This is a genomic window from Alteromonas sp. MmMcT2-5 (assembly GCF_022348315.1).
In the GTDB taxonomy this organism is placed as follows: domain Bacteria; phylum Pseudomonadota; class Gammaproteobacteria; order Enterobacterales; family Alteromonadaceae; genus Alteromonas; species Alteromonas macleodii.
This window is the reverse complement of the sequence record NZ_JAKRFB010000053.1, coordinates 1-21,574: the sequence shown is the minus strand read 5'-3', so window position 1 is coordinate 21,574 and position 21,574 is coordinate 1. Positions and strand designations below refer to the sequence as shown.

The 21,574-nt window shown below is 44.2% G+C and carries 10 protein-coding genes; all 10 read right to left on the bottom strand.

Annotated features, from left to right (window positions below; translation table 11 throughout):
* Position 1 precedes the first annotated feature (1 nt).
* Positions 2 to 1,474 carry an MFS transporter gene (locus MHN09_RS17510; protein ID WP_061094979.1) on the bottom strand — a complete coding sequence of 491 codons (1,473 nt, stop codon included), beginning with the start codon at positions 1,472 to 1,474 and terminating at the stop codon, positions 2 to 4.
* A gap of 38 nt (positions 1,475 to 1,512) precedes the next feature.
* Positions 1,513 to 3,453 (bottom strand): glycoside hydrolase family 13 protein, encoded by a 1,941-nt coding sequence (locus tag MHN09_RS17505; protein WP_239241614.1) that lies wholly within the window; start codon positions 3,451 to 3,453, stop codon positions 1,513 to 1,515.
* Between the two features lie 156 nt (positions 3,454 to 3,609).
* Positions 3,610 to 5,562: an alpha-amylase family protein gene (locus tag MHN09_RS17500; RefSeq protein WP_168533986.1), complete on the bottom strand. Its 1,953-nt coding sequence runs from the start codon at positions 5,560 to 5,562 to the stop codon at positions 3,610 to 3,612.
* 122 nt (positions 5,563 to 5,684) lie between these two features.
* Entirely contained in the window at positions 5,685 to 6,581 is an 897-nt protein-coding gene (locus tag MHN09_RS17495) for a PEP-CTERM/exosortase system-associated acyltransferase (RefSeq protein WP_014949457.1), read from the bottom strand.
* A gap of 96 nt (positions 6,582 to 6,677) precedes the next feature.
* Positions 6,678 to 7,166 carry an RNA methyltransferase gene (locus tag MHN09_RS17490; RefSeq protein WP_207198495.1) on the bottom strand — a complete coding sequence of 163 codons (489 nt, stop codon included), beginning with the start codon at positions 7,164 to 7,166 and terminating at the stop codon, positions 6,678 to 6,680.
* A 785-nt stretch (positions 7,167 to 7,951) separates the two neighbouring features.
* The gene (locus tag MHN09_RS17485) at positions 7,952 to 8,812 is read right to left on the bottom strand and encodes a patatin-like phospholipase family protein (RefSeq protein WP_014949455.1); all 861 of its coding nucleotides are present in this window, start codon (positions 8,810 to 8,812) and stop codon (positions 7,952 to 7,954) included.
* Positions 8,813 to 8,978: 166 nt separating this feature from the next.
* Positions 8,979 to 13,310, bottom strand: a complete 4,332-nt coding sequence (locus MHN09_RS17480) for an alpha-1,6-glucosidase domain-containing protein (RefSeq protein ID WP_239241613.1) — start codon at positions 13,308 to 13,310, stop codon at positions 8,979 to 8,981.
* A gap of 83 nt (positions 13,311 to 13,393) precedes the next feature.
* Positions 13,394 to 16,444, bottom strand: a complete 3,051-nt coding sequence (locus MHN09_RS17475; protein WP_239241612.1) for a TonB-dependent receptor — start codon at positions 16,442 to 16,444, stop codon at positions 13,394 to 13,396.
* 290 nt (positions 16,445 to 16,734) lie between these two features.
* The gene (locus tag MHN09_RS17470; RefSeq protein ID WP_239241611.1) at positions 16,735 to 18,255 is read right to left on the bottom strand and encodes a tryptophan halogenase family protein; all 1,521 of its coding nucleotides are present in this window, start codon (positions 18,253 to 18,255) and stop codon (positions 16,735 to 16,737) included.
* 130 nt (positions 18,256 to 18,385) lie between these two features.
* Positions 18,386 to 21,202 (bottom strand): TonB-dependent receptor, encoded by a 2,817-nt coding sequence (locus tag MHN09_RS17465; RefSeq protein ID WP_239241610.1) that lies wholly within the window; start codon positions 21,200 to 21,202, stop codon positions 18,386 to 18,388.
* Positions 21,203 to 21,574: the final 372 nt, after the last annotated feature.

Below are 21,574 nucleotides of genomic sequence, written 5' to 3'. Positions count from 1 at the left end.
ATTAAGCTCCCTGCGCTTCTTCAATTTCTTGCTTATCGGCCTCGTTCACGAAGAAAACTGAAACCGCACCAATTAACATAGAAACTCCGGCAACAACGATAATGTACTTTGCGTCGTTGTCGAAAACAGAACTTAGAATCCAGCCAGCAGTTAGGCCCGAAACAATTTGAGGGGCGGCAACGGTAAAGTTGAAGATACCCATATAAACACCCGTTTTATTTGCAGGTAACGCACCAGCTAACATAGCGTAAGGCATAGCAAGAATGGCAGCCCACGCTATACCTACGCCTACCATAGGGATTAACAGCTTCACTGCGCCCAAAGGTACTGTTACTTCAGTAATCACTAAGTTTACGTTGATCATCGTCAGGTCTTGGAATAACAAGAAGCTTACGTAGCTCAGGCCACCTAGCGCTAAAGACGAAGCGTAAACCGTTTTGCGACCAAACTTGTCAGCGAGTTTTGCTAAGAAAATAGAAAAAATAGCAGCAAATACCGAATACGCAGCAAATAGAATCCCTACCCAATCACCAGCGGCTCCCTTGGCCATGATGATGGTTTCAGGCACCATCGGGGCTGCAGCAATATAAGCTGGGTCAAACCACTGCTTATCTACATTCCATATATGCTGCGTAATAGCAGGTGTGGTGTATACCCACATAATAAAGAGCGCAAACCACGAGAAAAACTGCACGACAGCAAGTTGTTTCATCGTCTTTGGCATATCTTTTACTAACGTGAAAAACTCACTTAAGCGTTGTCCTAGCGGTGCTTTTTCAGTTGCAGGCTGCTCTTCGGTAAGCCCTTTATAGCGGTTGTATTCATCTGGTGCGTATTCTTTGGTACGAACTACCGTCCAAATGACCGTACCAAGCAGTACTGTAGCGCCAATGTAGAAAGCCCAAACAACAGAAGGTGCAACCTCACCCATTTGTGCCGTATTTTCAAGGCCAATAACATTGGTAAGTACAAATGGCAGTATTGAGCCGATAACTGCGCCTATATTAATCAGTAATGACTGAATCGAATAGCCAACATTGCGTTGTGACGGCGGTACCATGTCTGACACCAATGAGCGAAACGGCTGAAAACATACGTTAAACGACGCGTCCATAAGTGCAACCATTAACGCGCCCATTACCATAGGTGCCAAGAAGGCAACAAATATCGGCGCATTAGGCAGTAAAATCATACCCAATACTGCGGCGATTGCACCAGCAAGGATGAACGGGCGGCGTCGACCTAATCGATTCCACGTTCTATCAGATGCTGAGCCAACAATTGGTTGAACGATTAACCCCATGATTGGCGCGACGAGCCAAAATAGTGATAGCGAGTGAAGGTCTGCCCCTAAGTCTGAAAGGATACGACTTACGTTTGCGTTTTGCAGTGCAAAACCGAATTGAACACCTAGAAAGCCAAAGCTGACGTTCCATATTTGCCAGAAAGAAAGGCGTGGTTGAGTTGCTTGCATACTTTGCTCTATTTATTGTTTTACTATAGTTAATACGATTACTGCACAATGAAAACACTAGCAGACATTGCTGGTAAGCTTAAGATATCCGTCGTCTTAAAAGATATCCCATCGCTAACACGTGTTAATGTCTGGTGTGTGCTTAGCACCTCTGCATACTTGTTTAGAGGCAGGTCCACTGGCTTTTTATTTAAGATGACCAATATTTTATCAGACTGATTAGTATTTGATTTATCAGCACCACTGGCTGAATCGACATTTGCCTCTCGAATATAGGTATAAACCCCATTCTCCGGTGCAAAATGCTTCAACAGGCCTCTAAACTGCAAAGGGTGTGATTTACGCAGTTGAAGTAAGCCCTTCACACGCTGCTGTGCCCAACGCTCATCATCCGTTAAACCGTGCCCGGTAAAAGCGTTTTTGTCATTGTCCGAAGGCCACCCGCCTGGAAAGTCAGAACGAATAATACCGTGGTCTTCACTGCCTTCGTTACCCATTAAAATTTCTGTACCGTAAAAAACTTGTGGAATACCGCGCGTAGTGAGCAATAGCGTCATAGCCATATTCCATTTGTCTTTATCATGACCGAGCTGAGTAAAAATGCGGCTCATATCGTGGTTATCAGGAAAGATGACCAAATTATTCGGGTCGCCGTACAAAAAGTCAGTAGCTAAAGTTTCGTATACAGAGATGAAGCCAGAATTCCAGCTTTCATCATTGCTCAACGCTTCAACGACTGCGGCTTGAAGCGGGAAATCCATTACCGATGGTAGAGCGCTATCGTAATCATCGTGGCGGTGGCTACCCGCCTGCCAATATGCCGTGATTGCGGGGTTAACTGACCACTCTTCCCCTACTATATTGAAATTCGGGTACTCGTCCATTATGCGGTTTGTCCATTGGCTCAAAAACGCCTTATCAGGATAGGAGTACGTATCCACTCGTATTCCACTTAGCCCAGCGCTTTCAACCCACCAAATCGCGTTTTGAATAAGGTAGTTCGCTAAATGCGGATTGCGCTGATTTAAGTCCGGCATGGTTGGCACAAACCAACCATCGCTAAACCCTTTTATATCGCTTGCTATGGCGTGAGGGTCGTGAAGAGCTTCACGCTTGTGGGTTGTCCCTACAAATTTACCGTTGTTATTGATCCAGTCGTGTGACGGCGTATCTTTCATCCATAAATGATTACTGCCTATATGGTTAAGTACCATATCCATTATAATGCCAAGACCCTTTGATCTAGCTTCAGTACTTAACGCAATAAAATCGTCATTGGAACCAAATCTAGGGTCTATTTTGTAGTAGTCCGTGGTGGAATAGCCATGATAACTGTATTTATCCATGGCATTTTCGAGCATGGGCATTGTCCATATTTGAGTAAAGCCCATATCCTGAATGTAGTTGAGGTTATCAACAATACCTTGAATGTCACCACCGTGGCGACCACCTTTGAATGAACGGTCTGCGGGATCGCCATAACCCTTAACATTATCATTTTCCACATTACCATTGGCATATCTGTCGGGGGCAATAAGATAAATAGCATCTTGAGGCCCAAAGTCTTCGCGCGACGCTAAGCCTTGTGCTCTTTTTTCTAACGTGTAAGTTAAATCACGGGTCGTACCATCGCTGTCAGTAAGCCTGATAACGAGTTCTTGGGCACTAACATTCGACGTGTCTAGCGTTACGAATAGATAGTTTTCACTATCAAGGGCTTGGCTATGCTTAACGCTTACATCGCCTTTCGCTATTGAAACAGTGTCATCGGCAACATCATCACCATAAAGCATCAATTCTACATTACTGTTTTGCATACCAACCCACCAATTCGGCGGGTAAACATCAATGCCACTGTTTGCAGATGATTGAACTGAGAACAAAGGAAATGTAGTGATACAGCTGAGGAGAAGCGGAATTGCGCGCTTTTGGATTTTTTTATGACCACTGTCATTAGTTACACGATTACGTTTTGGCACATCAACCCCATGTTAAAAATACGTTAAGTACAAGATGGTGATGAGATACTACCTTGCCCGTCCGATCTGACCAATGCTCTGCATACGTATTCACGAAACACCATGTAAAAAAACATGGTGTTTCGCGTTAACTCAGCAGCATGTGATAAAACCTAATTAGAAGGCGAATACTTTAGTCTCAAGCCCTTCCAATGAGAACGAAGCGTTGTAGTAAATGCCCTCTTTTTCTAGTGTTATGCCTTCATGAGAAAGCATAGGCGCTAGCGTGATCCGATCGCTATCTTCACCAAAAACATTTGAAGGAACAACAAGCTTCATTGCACCTGTAGGCTTATCGTTAAAATTAGCCACAACCACAAATCCGTGCTCACCTTGCGCGCGCACAAAAGCAAATTGCTGCTCAGTATAGGCTGAATCTTTCACATCAAGATTGAGCGCGTGTAGGCTTTGATATTCACCTGTAACTGCAGGGTTTGTGGCAGCAATAGCCATCACGTCTTGGTAAAATTGGTGAAGTGCTTTTTCATCTTCGGTAGATTTCCCTGCATCAAACTTACCGTCGTTCATAAAACGCTGATGGGCAGGAACACCTACATAATCGAAAATTGACGTACGTGTTGGATCTCCAAAACCAGTCTCCTCGCTACCGTCTTCACCCACATCTTGACCAAAGTACAACAGCGTAGGCGAACTGCTAATAAGCGCACTCACTGCGAGCGCGGGTTTACCTTTCTGGGCACTACCGGCAAAGTCGGGGCTGGCTATACGTTGTTCGTCGTGATTTTCTAAAAAATGAAGCATATGCGGGGCGATATCATTGATTTCATCATGAATAGTAACCAGTTTGCTTACTTCTCCACTCCCCTGCATAATCGTTTTTAATGTGTCGTAGAAACCCACCTTGTCGTAAAGGTAGTCCATTTTGCCTTGGTGGATATACTCGCGATACTTATCTGGTTGATAAACTTCCGCTAGCAAGAACGCATTAGGTGCCTTTTGTTTAATACTGCTATTTAGAAACGACCAAAACTCAACAGGCACCATTTCGGCCATATCGTAGCGGAAACCGTCGACACCTTTATCTATCCAATAATGTGCAATATCTCTGAATTTATACCACGAATCTGGTACGTCTTTTCCTTGCCAAAATGCGGCATGTTCTTCAAAAGACTTATCACTGTACTCTTCAGGTAAAACTGGAAAGTCGTAAGTGCCGTCAGGCTTCACGCCATAGTTCACTTTTACGGTCTCGTACCAGTCGTTTATATCCGGTTTCGAAGCTCTAGCACCGTTGCCTGTCCATTTTGCTGGAAACTCTTCGAACTTACCGTCAGATAGTGGATGCTTTTCACCACCTAGAGGTTGATAGTTATCAGCTGTGGGCACTTGAAACGCTTCACCTACTACATAGTAAAAGTTGTTATCACGGGCGTATTCAACAGACGTGTCGTCGTGCGCGCCGAAATCACTTACACCTTCAGGTGCAGAAAGTGAATGGTAATCACGGGCGACATGATTAGGCACAATATCGATAATAACCTTCATTCCCGCTGCGTGAGTCCTGGCAATTAGCGCTTCAAATTCTTCTAAACGCTTGGCTGGATCATCGGCTAGGTCTGGATTAACGTTGTAGTAATCTTTAACTGCGTAGGGAGAGCCCGCTCTGCCTTTCACTACATCTGGGTCGTCGTTTGAAATACCAAAATCAGTGTAGTCATTAATCACCGCATGGTGCGGCACACCGGTATACCAGATATGACTGGTTCCCAAAGATTTTATGGCCTTTAGCGCTTCGGGAGTAAAATCACTAAACTTACCTACCCCATTGTGCTCAATTGTGCCCCAAGGCTGGTTATTTGTATTCGTGTTTCCAAACAAGCGAGTAAAAACTTGATAAACGACCGGTTTACCTTGCCTTTCAGCCGAATCGTTTAGCGTCGAACTTTCGCCGCTTTGACCAAATGGTTTCAGACTAGCGTCTTTGATCACCGGTTTTTGATTATTCACTGGAGAGGTCGGCCCTGTACACGCTGTTAATCCAATTGACAGCATAGCAATTGACAAGGGTTTAAGACAAAAACGAAATTGGAAATTTGGCATGGTAATCATTGTGATAAACGTAAATTATGCCAACAGGATACGCGTTAACTGGATGTTAAAAAACATGCATACGTATTCAAACATAAAAAAACCGCCTGACGAGGCGGCTTAGTATTCCAGATAGCATGGTGTCATGCTGCATGGGCTATGCGAAGCGGCTTTCGAGTGTGCTCAATGGTGGGAACGGCCACATCGCCAATAGCTTGTAACGCACTATTTAGTTCTGAATGAATCTTTCTGTGAAAACCTTTTAGTGGTTTTGCTAAATCATCAAGCAGTACGTGCGGTGACAATCTATATGGCATACGTTTGCCATTGAATTCAATAGCTTCACCTACTGGATTAAAATGAATACCGAATGCCTTCATTCTTCTTGCTAACTTAGGCTCCATTAGCACATAGGCATGCTTAACGTTTAAATGAAGGCACACACTCGTTGCCATTAAGTACAGCGCAATTGAAAGATAAGGAAAATGCTCAACGTTAAATGGAACATTTTTCTTTTGTTTAACTTTTTCAATTTTTTCAGAGGGTAGGATTTTAGAGCGTAACTGTCGCACTCTAAATTCTCTCGGTATTGCAAGGCGAGAGATTTCACAGACGCTTTGTGGAGACAAGTTTGAAGGTAGCAATGCACCATCGCCAATTACTTCCGCACACTTTTCTTCTAATGGAAGTGCCAAGCCAGCTTCAGTTGGCAAGACCAACCTTATCGTGCCTGCACACTCTCCTGTTGGCAAATGCTTGATGTAGCAATTGATCGCGCGATCATCAAACTTGTCTTTTTCTAATGCAGTGGCATTTTTCTGCTCGAAGTTCATTTCTTCACAATACACTTTGTGTCGCGTTTTATAACTCACCTGCTTTTCACTTTCTTCGTTAGCAATCACAAGTTCGTAACGGCTAAAGAAGAAATTAGAAATACTCTCTTCGAGTGAGAAACGACTAGGGAGTACCCTAGAAAATGTTTGTGGTAGTCGACTCAGTTTGTTAGACACGGCGCCATTAAACGCTCGAACTGCGCTCATTGTTCTCATCTTCAACGCAAAGCTCCCCTGATTTAATTTATTATTAGGCTTGTGGGTAACTTCCTGTTCGCAACGACAGCCTTAGTTATTTAATTACTATTTAATCTTAGATTTGTTATTCGTATCTCTACTTTGTCTGATAAGTGCATCCCCACTTACGTAATCAGACTTTGACAGACGGTCATACAGCAACACATTTGCTGTGGCCGCTAAATTCATGCATGAAAAAGTAGGAACGTAGACAACATGATCGCACCAAGACAAAACGTCTTCGCCAATACTGCCATCTTCAGGACCTAGCAAGTAAAACGCATTGCTCGGGTGCTCAAACAAAGGTAGTGGTGTAGCACCCTCTACCAGTTCAACCGCTACGACTGACGCACCTTCAGGCACTACTTCTTTTAAGTCGTCGACCCCAATGGTCGGAATGACTTTATGAAACGCTTTCGTATCCGCATTAAAATCTTTAGCAAATCGATAGCGCTGACCAGTATAAAAAACGCTGGCCACACCATAACAACCTGCAGCTCGCAGTATAGAAGCAACATTTACGGGATTTTTCGGGTTTATCAACCCAATTGACATTTTCTGATTCGCAATTTGCACGTTTATATTTATTTTATTTTTTATTCAGCATTTGATATTGCCACGTTCTTTCTCACGCTTCTAGACAGGTTAGCGTAAACTAGCCTTAAGTATGATTAAACTTATCAAAAAAAGCGGTAGACACAGAACTCGCGATTCACCTATGCCAATAGGCATTTCTGCCAATGAGCATTGGTCTCCTCTTCTTATCGAGAAGCACGTGATATTGCAAAGCGTGGTCGATTATAATTTCTATATTTTAATAACATGTGACAGTATGGCCTATTTACTCGATCCTTTTTTTTAAGAAGTATTTAATGTTGAGATAGATGAACCATCTGAAATCTTCGCATCGATAAAAAACAGCGTTTATTGTCACCGGTTCAGCAAGATGCAGACCAGTTTAATGAAAATATTACACATTGCCTGCAAAGTTTACACAAGAGAGCTTCATAAACTCGATAAAATTCATTTTTTTCAAAATGTTACTAAAATAGGAAAAATGGCAACTTGTGTTCAAACGGGAAGGCAACAGCACTAGTTGTGAGCGATGTAAGGGAAATAACGTTGCCAAAATCAACGATTCACGATGTGTGAGGTTGGTACTAGAAGTATGAACCAGTAACTTAATCTTAAACTGTTGCCAAATTGAAACAGAGTAAGACACTGAAAAAATAGAGTTTTATTTAAAATAAAAAAATCTTGGAAAAAAAACCAAGCTCTATAAGCCTTTTGTTGCGATTTGCATACAGGCTTTGTACAGAAAGAAAAAATCAGTTCGGTAGCTATGCGCTTTTACGCTGTCTTTCCACTGAATTCTCATAGCAATGTTTAAGATAGCGTCTTGCCATGCGCCGCCCTTGACCGTAGCCTCGCAATAACTTCTTCTTATCCATAGTTAAACGCTTAACGCAAAAAGCTTCATCAGGCGCTATCACACGGATTGTGCAGTCGTCAGGTGGGTTATTGAGAAAAGCTAACGTTTCGTTATAAATGGCGGCACGCTGCAACATCTTATCGAGTAGCGCAGGCTGGTTGCCATACATCTTTTGCATTAGCCAAACAGACTTTACTTCTGGTTTTGTAAAACCTAACGGTTGAGAAAGAATAACCGTGATATCCTTCGCACCCATTTTGTATGCTTGGATAGCAGGTATTGCATCTGCCACTCCCCCGTCCAAGTATCGCGTACCGTTTATTGAAATTTCGTCTCGGTATGCAGTTGGCAACGCACAGGAAGCTACCATTAAATCATCAACATTATCTTTGGTGGCTTGTATATATTCACATTCACCTGACTCTGCATTAGTAATCCCAACATACAGTGGCATGCTGCTTTTTTCACCTGGTGCAGGAATATTCATGGACTGTTTAGAGTGATGCCATAGCCAATGAACATCTGTCATGTGCCCACCTTTTATGAAACGAAGCGGGCTAAAAAATTCCCTTTTTGTGGCGTATTGCGTGATGATGGTTTTACTAAGTCCATGCATTTTCGACACGTAGGTTGAAAGATTCGTTGCGCCAGCTGAAACACCAATCGCGAAGTCGAACGAATGATAGTCATGCTCCATAAATTTATCTAACACGCCTGCTGCAAAAACTCCGCGCATAGCGCCACCTTCAACAACAAGTGCGCGTTTCATTTTCATCTCCTTTTGAATAAATTCAACCACTCTGGTACGACCACTATTTTCTTGGTGATACTACTAGAGAATCAAGAGATATGCCAAAAACAAAAAACCGCGAACTACGTCGCGGTTTTTAAATCTTGGTTTATTAGAAATTTACCAAATTAGCGTTTATTCGGTCTTACTTTTTCGTAACCGTTAACGTAGGTGCATTTCCATCAGGGCCAGATACCTTAAACTCGTATAGACCAGACTCTGCAACTTCAATCATTAAATTATTGTTACTTGCGCCAAGTGTTTTCGGCTCGCTAGGCGTTACTACGTTGCTTGCTGCATCGTTCGGGTTGCCAAGGTTTACTGTCGACCAGTCTTCAGAAGCGACTTTGAATTCAATACTACCTGCGCTCAACTCAATGTCTGCGGTATAAACACCTTCTCCTTGATACTCAAACATATCGACCGCTCCCCAGCCGTTCATACCACCACGGATATAAACTTGATTGTCGCCCCAAAACGCTTCTTTAAATACACCAATGGTTGGCGCATTTAAATCAGTGACATTGAATACGAACACATAGCGGTCTGCGGTTTCAATGTTCAAAATAAGATTGTCGTTAGTGGCGGCGAGTCCCAGTGTCTGACCAGGCGCAAGGTTGCGATCTGAATCATCGGCTGATATCGCACCGAAGTTCACGGTACTCCAATCTTCTGAAGAAACCTTAAACTCGTAAGTCCCTGGCTCAACATCACGAGAGAAAGTGTAAATACGTCCGCCTTGGTACGCAAACTCCTCTGCCGTACCCCAGTCGTTCATTGCACCACGAAGATACACTGGTGTGCCAACATAGGGCTCTTCGTTCTCAACCTTAAGGATTGGTGCTTCGCTATCAGTCGCATCAATAGTAAACAGATAGGTCGCGCTCGTCGCTGGTGTAAATGAAAGGTTGGTATTAGTACGTGCAAGAACCTTTTCTTCGCCCGCTATCACTGTACCTTCTTCACCATCCGCTGCGCCAAAGTTCACTGTACTCCAATCTTCAGATGCTAATTTGAATCCATATGTAACGCCACCTTCAAGTATAGCTATTACGGTGTACTTACCGTCACCCTGATAGGTAAATGCATCATCCGTTGACCAACCATTCATATCTCCACGCAGGTAAGCGATGGTGTCGCCGTAAGGAACAACATCAGGCGCACCAGACGTGGCATACGCTGATAGACCATAACCTTGCGCTCCAGACTGTGGTTTTACGAACACAGCAATAGTTAGTGCAGGAACGGTAAAGGTTCCATTACCATCTTCACCTTCTACAAATGTGGCGCCGCGTACCGCTGCATCGACAGAATTCATTTGTGTGGCGTGAAGCGAAAAGCCTGTTGCTGTGTTTACCGTGATAGACTTATCTTCATACCCTGTATTCACTAGCACCATAACCGCATCATTCATTATGTCTAAATCTTGGCGAGGTACTTCGCTGTTTTCAGATATGCCGTCATCAATACTCATCGCTATAAGACCACGCTGCTGGCGTTCACCAATATTGTGGAAACCTATACGGTCGATGATGTCTTCAGCGGTGGTTAATCTAAACAGCGGACTTGTCATTCGAATATTAAGCAATTCTGCAAACACATCAGAGGCAAACATAATATCTGCCATTGAGGCCGTGCGATTTGGATTGTAAATGAATTCACCCATTTCTTCCCAACGGGCTTCGTTGTCTTGTGCCAACGGTAAACCTACGTTCCAGTTGTTCGTTTCGTAGGTGAAGTCGACGTAGTTAAACCAGTCGCCCGCATCATAGGTATTTCTATCCATTGATTTTGAGCGAAGCATGTCGCCGCCCATTTGTAAAAATGGAATACCTTGAGACACAAGATTAATACCCATTGCCACATTTTGGGCACGAACCCGCTGTTCTAGAGTAATATCTTGTGGAAGCGTGTAGTTTAACTGATCCCACAGTGTTTCATTATCGTGCTTCGACACGTAGTTAATGATATCCGCAGGATCTTCTGCATAGCCGCCTAAGTTACTGGTAGCGCCTGCACTGCCTGAAGACGTCTCCAAAACATAGTCTTTTAACGTTCCGATCATGCCCATTTTTACACGGTCTTGCGCGCTTAATAGCCCTTCATCTTCCGGCCTAAAGATAGCGCCCTGGCGAATAGCTTCGCGAATACGGTCGTTATAGGTACCAATCTCAGTACCGGCCATATTGAGCTGGCTCGCTTGCTCGTAACCGCGGTCTATTTTAGTCCAGCCTTCACCGTAGAAATAGTTGTCAGCATCGATAGCTTGGACTGCATCACGCAAGCGTACCATAGTGTCTTTTGTAGCTTGGCTCATGATGTCGAAACGGAATGAATCATACTTATAATGCTCAGTCCACATCAGCAGCGAATCTTCCATGAACTTTTCCATCATGACATTGCGAGGCTCTGTGTCATCACAGCACGTTTCACGAACAATCGCACCCGTATCCACTTCATAACGGTGATAGTAGCCCGGTACCGCTTTGTCTAATACTGACTTACTGAAAACACCAGACGCATTGGTATGGTTATAGACTACATCAAGTGCAACACGTAGCCCCATCTCGTGAAGTGCTTGGATCATGGCGCGCATTTCTACAATGCGTTCTACTCCCTCTGCACTCGACGCATAGCTGCCTTCCGGCGCGTTAAAGTGATGAGGATCATAGCCCCAGTTGAATGTATCTAGATTGCGTAAATCATTAGTAAGCTGCTGAGCTTTACCCGCTTGAGATAAAGGATCGTAACCGTTATAAACGTCAATTAGCAATGCATCAGCGCTTTCTTCTTCACATACCGCAGCACTGCTATTTAAGCGACACAGTTTGCCTACCGTATCGTATAAATCTACCGTTTTTGTTGGATCCTCATCGATGGTTGCAATGTCATTTGCTGGAAGTATATGGAAGTAAGTAAGCCCTGCATCAACAAGCTTTTTAAGGTGCTCAACCGGTGCTGTGCCCTCTTCAGTAAAGGCAAGGTATTTACCTCGATTTTCTTCAGAAGTAGACATATCACGCACACTGAAATCACGAATGTGACCTTGGTAAATAACTGCGTCTTCGTAATTTTCAACCGTAGGGATGGTGTGAGAATCCCACCCTTCAGGTTTTAAATCATCATCAGCTAGATTTACGAAGCGAGAGAAACGGCCGTTTGTGCTTAGTGACACAGAATATGGGTCTGTAACAAGCAGCGTTTCTACATTCCCCGAAATAGGGTGATAGACGGTAACTTCATAACGGTAAAGCTGACGGTCAAGGGACATATCGCCTTCATGACGCCAGACACCAGACGTATCATCGCGAACCATATCAATACGTTGGCTTAATGTCTTGTTGTCGTTATAAATCAGAAGATCAACATTTGAAGCAGTAGGCGCCCACAATGCGGCAGTAATACCTGTATCAGAGTAGATACCACCAAGTTGAGCTTCGTCAGCATCGTCTTCACCGAGCGTATATAGTGCGTCTATTCCGTTAGCCAGTTGGATCCCGGTCGCAACAACAAGCGCACCGTCAGCATCGTAACCCCCTACTACGGCTTGTGTCGTCAACACGGTTTTAGCATCTTCAACCGACCAGTCGCCTTCCCAAGCCTGCATAGCAGATAAGTGCGGCGCACGGGCAGATTGCTCTTCGGTAAGTGTTGTACTCATTAAAGTTACTTGAGTACCGTTAATACCCTCTTCCAGCGTACTCTCTAAGTCAGCCTGTGCTGAATAGTGAAGTTTCACCTCTGAAACGGTTTCAGGTACGTCCCATAAAATAGTGTTGGCATCTAACCAATGCGCGCCAAAACCCTCGATATCAACAGGCTGAGGACCAAGAGACATGATAGGAAACTCGAATATGGTTGCCTCGCCAGAGAGGGTAAAATTCATGCGTACAAATGTTTCATCATCTTGTACTAAAGAACCCTGGAAGTTTCCGCCCCCCATTTCTTTTCCGGCATCGTCAGTGCCTTTGTGGATGATGAAATTGTGACAGCTCCCATACCCTTCTTTAAGGTCTAGAATCCAATACGCACCATAGTTAGGATCGATACCGCTATGAATGCGACCGTTGGCCCAATCCGTGTCTGCGTCAGCATAAGCATCACACTCGTCATTGTTCCAAGTATGTAGTCTCCAGCCTTCATAAGCTGCATCGTTACTTGAGTTATCAGCGTCAACAGCAGCCCGATTATAATAAAGTACAGCTTGATTAGATGAAGGGGTAAATACAGGTGCAGGTAAACTTGGATCAGCACCGGCTTCACATGCATCGTTCGCTGCATTAGGTACGAGCGGCGCATCGCATTGAATAGGTGGTGGCGGTTCACAAGCCGTACCGGTTGAATTAGGTACATTTGGCACCTCACAGGTAAGCAGATCGTTCGTGCCCGACTCTACGCCCGAGCCACCGCAACCTGCAAGTGTATATGCGCCTACTACGAGTAACGCAGCGCGCACTACTCTTTTTTTAGTAAACATAGAATTCTCCTGAATTTTTTCGCTACTTTTGGCAACCGAATATTCCTTCGTGTTGCTAAATAAATTACCTAAGATGCTGTTTTTCATAGTTGATATGTCATCCCTAGGTAATATTGCGTACCAAAGTATTGGATAGTGCCGGTTTGCTCTTCTGATGAGAAATAGCTCTTCGTTGGCTCGTCTGTTAGGTTGTTAACTTGAAATAGTACGCTCCAATTGTCGTTAATCTCGTACGACGCTTGGTAATCAATAACCAATTCTTCATCAAAATTAACCACCTGATCGTTTACCGCTACTTGCTGCGAAACAAATGCGTCGCGATATCGGCTAGACAAGCGAGTTTCAAAACCTTCGTATTCCCAAAACACGGTTAGCGTAGCAACGTTTTCAGAAAGACCTGGTAAGTTAGCGGCATACACGTCATCACCTAGCGTGCGTTGAATTTCACTTTCGGTGTAAGAGTAACTTGCGCTAACGCCTAAGCCTGACCACATACCAGGCAGCATGCTATAAATTTGCGTATAGGCGATTTCTAAACCGCGAATATAGCCACCTTCGGCATTGTTTACGGCTGTGCTGTAGCTACCATTTTCAGTAGGGACGGTAATAAAGATGGGGTCGCCATTTTCATCAAGCGCTAGTTCGGCTTCCTGTCCTGCAAACTCTGGCGTCAAGTAAACCGGCACGCTTACGTTATCAGGAATTACAATGCCGTTTGCTTCAAAATCATAAGGCTCTATTTCAATGTCTTCTACGAACGACTCAATGTCTTTATAAAAGCCAGCGACAACTAATGCGCCTTCCGTATCTGAGAAATAATACTCCCACGAAACGTCGTATTGAGTTGCATAGAATGGCTCTAAATAAGGGCTGTTACGGGCGCTACCACTAACCCTTGCCGTAGGGTTGGAAAGCGTAATTTCACCCGAGTCTCGGTCTTGAAAAGCGGTAACCGTTTCAATAGTGGTTGACGCATTTGCGGCAAAACGGTTTATTGGCGCTCTGCCCATCACTTTTGCAGCAGCTACACGAAGTTGCGTGTCATCTGTAAGTTTAAAGTTCAGGTTAATTGAAGGCAAAACGTCAGAATATTCGTGACTTATCAACGCTGGGCGATAAAAGTTATTAATTAACCCTACGTCATCGGTAATGTTTTGTGCACCAGCCGTAGGGTCACTAACTTCAACCGATGTTCCGGTCTCAAGGTCTTCAATTAATTGAGTAGCACGCTGTAGCGTCGTTGAACTTTGTTTACTTTTAATGTAACGAACACCAACATTACCTGTAACAGGAATACTGCCAATTTCTGTATTAATGTTTGCCATCAAGTAAGCAGAATTCACAGTTTCAAATACATCGCCACTTTCTTGTAGCGTCCACGCAGTAGCTGGCCCTGTACCTGGACCATTAATAACGCCGGCAGCGCCAGGTCCCCACGTTTGAACAGGGTGTGGCCTACCGTTTGGAAACCAAGCATTAAGTGCACTGTCTAGATCAACGGAAAGATAACTTGGAAAATAACCAAAATCACCGCTCCAATTTACCTCTTCGACCATATCAGAAGTTAACTGAAGTGGCGGTTCGCTTACTGAGAATGCACTATCGTTTCCGTATTCAAACACAGAGCGGTCATTGTTATATTCCCGGTCTGAATAACGATAACCAAATTCAAAGCCTGAAATGATTGGCACATCGACATAATATTGGAAGTCTACGCGATAGGCGTCTAACTCATCTTTGTTTTCATACGGATAAATACCGTATTTACTTACCATTACACGGTCTAAGTCTGTAAAAGCATCACTTTGATTAAAACCGATATCAGGTAAGTTTAGTCCGTTGAGCAAATAAGAAATTTGAACGTTTTCGTCGAACACGGGGTTTGCCGCTGTCGCGTCTTCGCCAACAAGCGACCACAGTAAGCCGTTTCTAAAGTCGCTTTCAGCACTTGAGCGGGAGACGTCAAACTGAACCGCTAAATCTGGCGATATCTCCCAACTAGCATTCACGCCCAAGTTGGTAACACTGTCGAAATCTTGATTGTCGTCGTTTACCAACTCAACACGGGTAAAGCTGTTGTCTGCACGAGAAAATGTGCCGCCAATTACGCTGTTGTTTACTACTACAGGATTAGTTATACCAGCGTTTATTCCACCTAGATTAACGCGAAACCCACGTGCAAAGGCTTCGGAGTCAAATTTCGAGATAAAAGCATCAGCTTTAAGTGTAAAGGTATCGATAGGTGCCCATTCAAACGCGGCAACGTAACCATCGCGAGTCTCTTCCCCGCCCTTGTGCTGCATTTCAAAGCCTTCTGAAATGAGTTCACAATTGGGGCAATCTGCTGGCCCGTCTATATCACCTTCAAGTCCGTCTACATCAACTTGACCGTTATAAGCTAAACCAATGAATTGAGTAGAAACGCTCGGTTGGAATAAACGAGCATAACCTAGTGATACACCTAGCGTATCGTCAAGGAATTTACCTTGATATGAAAAACTCAGTCTATGTCCATACTCTGTAGCATCACTCACCTCTGACGCTCTATCGTTGTACATGCCACGCATGTTGGCGCTGAATTTATGCTGCTCTTCAATGGCAAGTGGTGATGCAGTTTTAAGTTCTACCGTACCCGCTATACCCCCCTCAATAAGCGATGCCTTGGGAGATTTATAAACCGCCGCCTCACTAATAAGCTCTGAAGGATACTGATCAAACTCAATTGCCCGGCTTCCGCTGGTCGATACCTGCTCTCTACCGTTTAATGTAGAAAACACAAAGTCACCGGATAGACCACGAATGTTTATCTGCGCGGCTTGCCCCCCGGTTCTTACCGCAGAGATACCCGGCAAGCGGGTCAGTGCATCCGCCATCGACACATCGGGAAGTCCGCCCAAATCGTCTGCAGATATTTGTTCAGAAACCGTATCGGAGAAGCGTTTCTGGTTTAGTGATTGGATCAAGCTGGTACTAAAACCACGTACTTCAATACGCTCTAGGGTATCTTCTTGTGGTCGTTCAACTTCGTCTATTGAGGTGTCTGGTGACTCTTGGGCATAAAGAGGAGCTGCGCTAAACGCGACCCCACTACTTATCAAGGCCGCCATGATAGTGCTGGGTTTGAATGTTTTCATTGGTGTCCCATTCCTTGTTTATTATCGACACTTTTAGGACTACCACCCCCAAAAATGCCTCTTATGGTTCAACACCAAATACTACTGTTTTGTATAAAAAGGGAGCAATGCTATGCATACGTATTCATTTACATCGGCGCAACATATTTTTAATTTACCAGTAAAAAACCAGCATAATTGTAACAATTCATCCTTAAAAACGAATAAAGCAGCCTTTTGGCTGCTTTATCCTTTACCTGTTTAGTTAGCTAATGCGTTCGTTCGCAGCACTTCTAACCATATGAAATTATTCAACTCATTGCGCGTTTATACTTTGCAACCATCCCATTTATATACTCGTCATGTGTCGGCAGCTTAGCAATGGGCTCTTTTTTGATTTCCAATAACCTTGTTAACATTTGATTTAACTGAACTTCAGGCACACTGTCTACCAAACCGTGATAATCCTTAGGAGTGATCCCCTGACCGTACAATACCTGTAGCCATGAGCTTTCAAGGAATAGATCATTTTGTTCTCGTAGCAGATTTCCGCTTTCTTTAAACAACGCAATTTTATGTGCTAGGGAATCGGGCAAAGTAATATTTCGCATGTCATTGAAAAAGGCGCTATCGGTTCGCTCATTTACGGTGTAATGCAAAACAAGAAAATCTCTGATTTGTTCAAACTCTAATTCAGACTGCTTGTTATATTCCGTTTCCAAACTCGGTGCAAAGCCGTTGTGGGGAAACAACTGAATTAAGCGAACAATTGCAGATTGAATGAGGTGAATACTGGTAGATTCAAGTGGCTCTAAGAATCCACTTGATAGACCTACTGCTACTACGTTTTTGTACCACTGCTTACGTCGTCTGCCCGTCGTAAACTTTATCAGTTTAGGGTCGCCCAATGGTTTGGTATCTAAGTTTGACAACAAGGTGTCACAGGCCTGATCATCACTGATATAGCGTGAACTATATACGTGGCCATTACCATTTCTGTGTTGCAGTGGGATCCTCCATTGCCAACCCGCATCGTGGGCAATAGAGCGCGTGTAAGGCGCGGTTTTTTCATGTCGCTCAGACGGTACAGCAATGGCACTATCACAAGGAAGTAAGTGAGACCAATCGTCGTAGCCAGCGCCCAGCGCTTCCTCTATCAATAGCCCCTTAAAGCCCGTGCAATCAACAAATAAGTCCCCTTCAACCACGTCCCCCCTTTCTAAGTGAAGTGCTTGAATAAAACCGCTGTCGGTAAAACGTTGAACACGTGAAATTTTACCTTCTTTGCGTACAACCCCCATATTTTCACTCAGCTTTCGTAAATACTGAGCGTATAAACTGGCGTCAAAATGATAGGCGAAAGGTAGCTCAACGACTGGGTCTTTGGCATTTATCTGCGCAAATCGTCCCGATTCAGCGGCATGGTAATTTAGGTCAAAATCCCACAGGTCGTCTTTTAGGCCTTGCTGGCGCGCCTTTACCCAATAGTGATGAAAATGACAAAACGCCATGCTTTTGCCCGGCGCACCAAAGGTGTGATAGTAGCTTTCACCCTTCGTTTTCCAATTTTCGAACCGTATAGCAAGTTTTATCGTTGCTTTAGTATCATGAAGAAACTGTGCTTCGTCGATACCTAACACTTGGTTTACTAGGCGTATTGGGGGGATGGTAGCTTCGCCAACACCGACCGTACCAATCGCTTCAGATTCAACCAGAGTAATATCAACTGCTTTACCCAACACCTTTTTCATTAATGATGCAGCTAACCAACCAGCCGTTCCACCGCCGGCAATCACTACACGCTTTATCGGTTTATTATGAGGATCTTGCATAAACTTCTCGCAATTCGTACCAAAAATTTTGAAGGGTTCCTTTCATACAAAAAGAAAAGCCACCATTTGCTCTCTCTTTTAGCACAAGCTAAAACAAAAAGCAGCAGGTGGCTTTACACACACGAAGAAATTAGAACTTGTAGTTAAATCCTAGCAAGTAGTTCGTTCCATAAGTTTGGAACTGCGTGATTTGACGGCCGTCAGCCGCGGACGCTTGAATATCATCTTCATCGGTCAGGTTCTGTGCTTGTAAAGTAACACGTAGGCCTTCTAGATATTCGATACCAGACTCGCTAAAGTCATAGCCAATTTGTGCATCAACAAGCGTACCGCCTTGCTTTGTTGCATCAACAAGCGCAAGACTTGTACCTCTTTCCTCAGTCAGGAACTGATCACGTTTTGTTGCAGCCAAACGGAACTCAAAGCCAGCATTTTCATAAAAGAAAGTCATACTGTACGACTCTTCAGACAAGCCAGGAATACGTGTTTCAGTTTGGCCAGGTGCCGCGTCAACTTCACCATCCATGAAGGTTGCACTCGCGAACAAGCCAAAACCTTCGAGTGAATTGTGGATCATGTCAAAGGGTAGTGAACCTTGTAATTCGTAACCGCGAACAAAGCCTTCGAACCCATCTAATACACTGCTTACTTGACCTGTGAACAATACAGGAGTTTGACCTTCAGAGCCCTGATGTAGCTCAGGAATATAAAACTCTGTGAAATCAGCCACAATTGACGTGCTACGGTGCCAGTTTTTAATGTCTTTATAGAAGAACGACACAGCTACATAACCTGTATCTGCAAAGTAATTCTCATAAGCTAGGTCAAACTGGTTTGCTTCAAGTGGACGCAATTCAGGGTTACCCGAACTACCACCCCATGGGCCGTTTTGTATATTGTCACTTATGATTTGGCCATCATTGAAGGCAAAAGTAACTTGTGTGTTTGGACGCATATCATCCATACGTGGACGAGAAATAACTTTACTCAAGCCCAAGCGCACAAACTGGCCCTCAGCCACTTCTGCTGAAAGGTTAAGTGTTGGAAGAACATCTGTGTAGTCTGCGCCACCTGTTACAGGGCTAGCAATGGTGTAACCTTCGCGATCAGACGTTGCAGAGAAACCTGTTGATTCTTGATCTGCACTTACTACTTGCAGGCCTACGTTACCGCGCACCCAAATATCACCAAATTCCATCTCTAGGTCTAGTTTGGTGTAAAGGGTAAGTAGTTCTTCATCAACGGTGTAAGTATCACCTAAGCGATCGTTTTGAACGCGGCTTGCATCGCTTTCAATGTAATAACCACTTTCGACAAGTCCTAGGGAGTCGTACGCTAACACGCCGTCAATTCCAATAAAGTCAAGGTTCGTTACGCCTAGCACATCGGGAATTGCTGCATCATCTGGATAAGAAGGCGCTGTAAGATATGCACCATTGTTATCTTTAGATTTTGAGCGGTCAGAGTAAACAACACCTGCAGAAAGGCCTGTTACCACACCCCAATCTACATAACCCTTAACGTCGAAACGAAGGGTATCAAGCTCTTCTTCAAAAAACGGTTGGTTTACGAAGCCGTCTTGTCCGTCAGACTCTAGTAAAGGTGGTGCTCCCCAGGCTTGCGGACCTGCAAGGCTAATAAGCGTTGGGTCGGTAAGGTCAACCGGTGCAATGGTTGGGTGGTCAGAAAACAGTACGCCAGAAGATGTCATTTCCCAACTGCGTGCAGTAAGGGGACGTCCGTCAATACCGGCACGACCGACACCAGAATAGCTCTCTACCTCTATGATCTCTTTCTCTACTTTACCAGTGGAGTAGTCTAGCTCTGCTGTCCATGAGTCATTAATTTGATACTCGACATTAACACCAACCGTTGTTAAGTCAGCATCTTGTTGACGCGCATCATTTCGAACGACACTATAAAAGCCATTTGTATAGCCACTCGTTACAAGCCCATTTTCAACACCGGTAATTACATACGGATTAGGGCCCCACTCAGGGCCACCTTCTTCAACGCCTCGACGTACATCATTTTCAACAAAGTCGATGTAAAGAGCATCTAGCTGAATATTCAATTTATCAGTTGGAGCCCATTCAACCACTGCCGCTATTGAATCACGTTCAAGCATCGCTGAGCGCTGGAATGAGTCATGTCCACCAAGGACTACAGTTCCAGCAGGTACTTCCACTGAATCCAAATCACGTAGTTCACTATCAAAACCGACATCTGCATAACCCCAACCGCGGAAGTATTGCTCCTGGCGCGGCGACTCCATGCTCGCAACAGTTAACGCTAAACCAATGGTATCGTCGGCAAATTGATCGACAAAGTTTACAGAAATGCGGTGACCGTCGTTGTCAAAATCTGGGTTTGGAGAGTCTTCAGCATTCTTTTCGAACGTGCCGTTTACGGTAAACGTGCTTTCTGCCGTTAGAGGCTTAACCGTTTGAAGGTCAATTGAACCACCGATATTTTGGGTAGTCATGCCCGCTTCTGGTGTTTTGTATACCAGAATGTTTGAAATGATTTCCGTTGGATAAAGGTCAAACTCAACCCCACGGTTATCACCCATACCTAGAAGCTCACGACCGTTCAGTGACGTACCAACGTAGTTCTCGTTAAAACCACGAACAGAGATACCACTTGTACGACCGTTACGACGTTCACCGGTTACACCAGGAAGACGTGCGATTGATTCTGCGATACTGGTATCTGGTAACTTACCAATATCTTCTGCTGATAACGCTTCAACAATTGAGGTGTTATCCATTTTGATTGCTTGAGCACGCTGTAAGCTGCCGCGAATACCGCTAACCTGAATAACTTCAAGGTTTGCTTCGTCAACAGCATCAGTGCTTGCATCTTGTGCAAATGCTGGTGCACTACCAAACGCCATACCGCCTGAAATAAGCGCAGCTTTAATTAGGTTGGGTTTAAATTGTTTCATAAAACGGGTGTCCCATACGGTTATAGTTGTTGTCTTTTTGTTGTTCTTATGACAATTAAATGACAATACATCTCGTCCACATAATGCTATAGAGGACCTAGGGTTTGCACAATTGCCTGCATACGTATTCAATAAAATTTGTGCAACACGCCGTTAACAAAGGATATGCAGGCCTTTATGTAATTTAACAACACAATATGGATTATACGGGGCTTTTACGGCAGATAGTTGTAATTTTGTTACATGCATTTCTGCAGAGTTGTTAATAAGCGCGCACATCGAGTAGGGTGAGGCGTCACCGCCTCATCCCTCTCACAGAACCGTACATACGGGCCTCGTATACGGCTCATGTACATAGTTATTTAGCGTAAT

What these genes read in the sequence shown, in the direction of transcription:
- MHN09_RS17485 (WP_014949455.1), bottom strand. Translation starts at nt 8,812, where the DNA reads ATGAAACGCGCACTTGTTGTTGAAGGTGGCGCTATGCGCGGAGTTTTT.
- MHN09_RS17510 (WP_061094979.1), bottom strand. Translation starts at nt 1,474, where the DNA reads ATGCAAGCAACTCAACCACGCCTTTCTTTCTGGCAAATATGGAACGTC.
- MHN09_RS17470 (WP_239241611.1), bottom strand. Translation starts at nt 18,255, where the DNA reads ATGCAAGATCCTCATAATAAACCGATAAAGCGTGTAGTGATTGCCGGC.
- MHN09_RS17475 (WP_239241612.1), bottom strand. Translation starts at nt 16,444, where the DNA reads ATGAAAACATTCAAACCCAGCACTATCATGGCGGCCTTGATAAGTAGT.
- MHN09_RS17495 (WP_014949457.1), bottom strand. Translation starts at nt 6,581, where the DNA reads ATGAGCGCAGTTCGAGCGTTTAATGGCGCCGTGTCTAACAAACTGAGT.
- MHN09_RS17480 (WP_239241613.1), bottom strand. Translation starts at nt 13,310, where the DNA reads ATGTTTACTAAAAAAAGAGTAGTGCGCGCTGCGTTACTCGTAGTAGGC.
- MHN09_RS17465 (WP_239241610.1), bottom strand. Translation starts at nt 21,202, where the DNA reads ATGAAACAATTTAAACCCAACCTAATTAAAGCTGCGCTTATTTCAGGC.
- MHN09_RS17490 (WP_207198495.1), bottom strand. Translation starts at nt 7,166, where the DNA reads ATGTCAATTGGGTTGATAAACCCGAAAAATCCCGTAAATGTTGCTTCT.
- MHN09_RS17500 (WP_168533986.1), bottom strand. Translation starts at nt 5,562, where the DNA reads ATGATTACCATGCCAAATTTCCAATTTCGTTTTTGTCTTAAACCCTTG.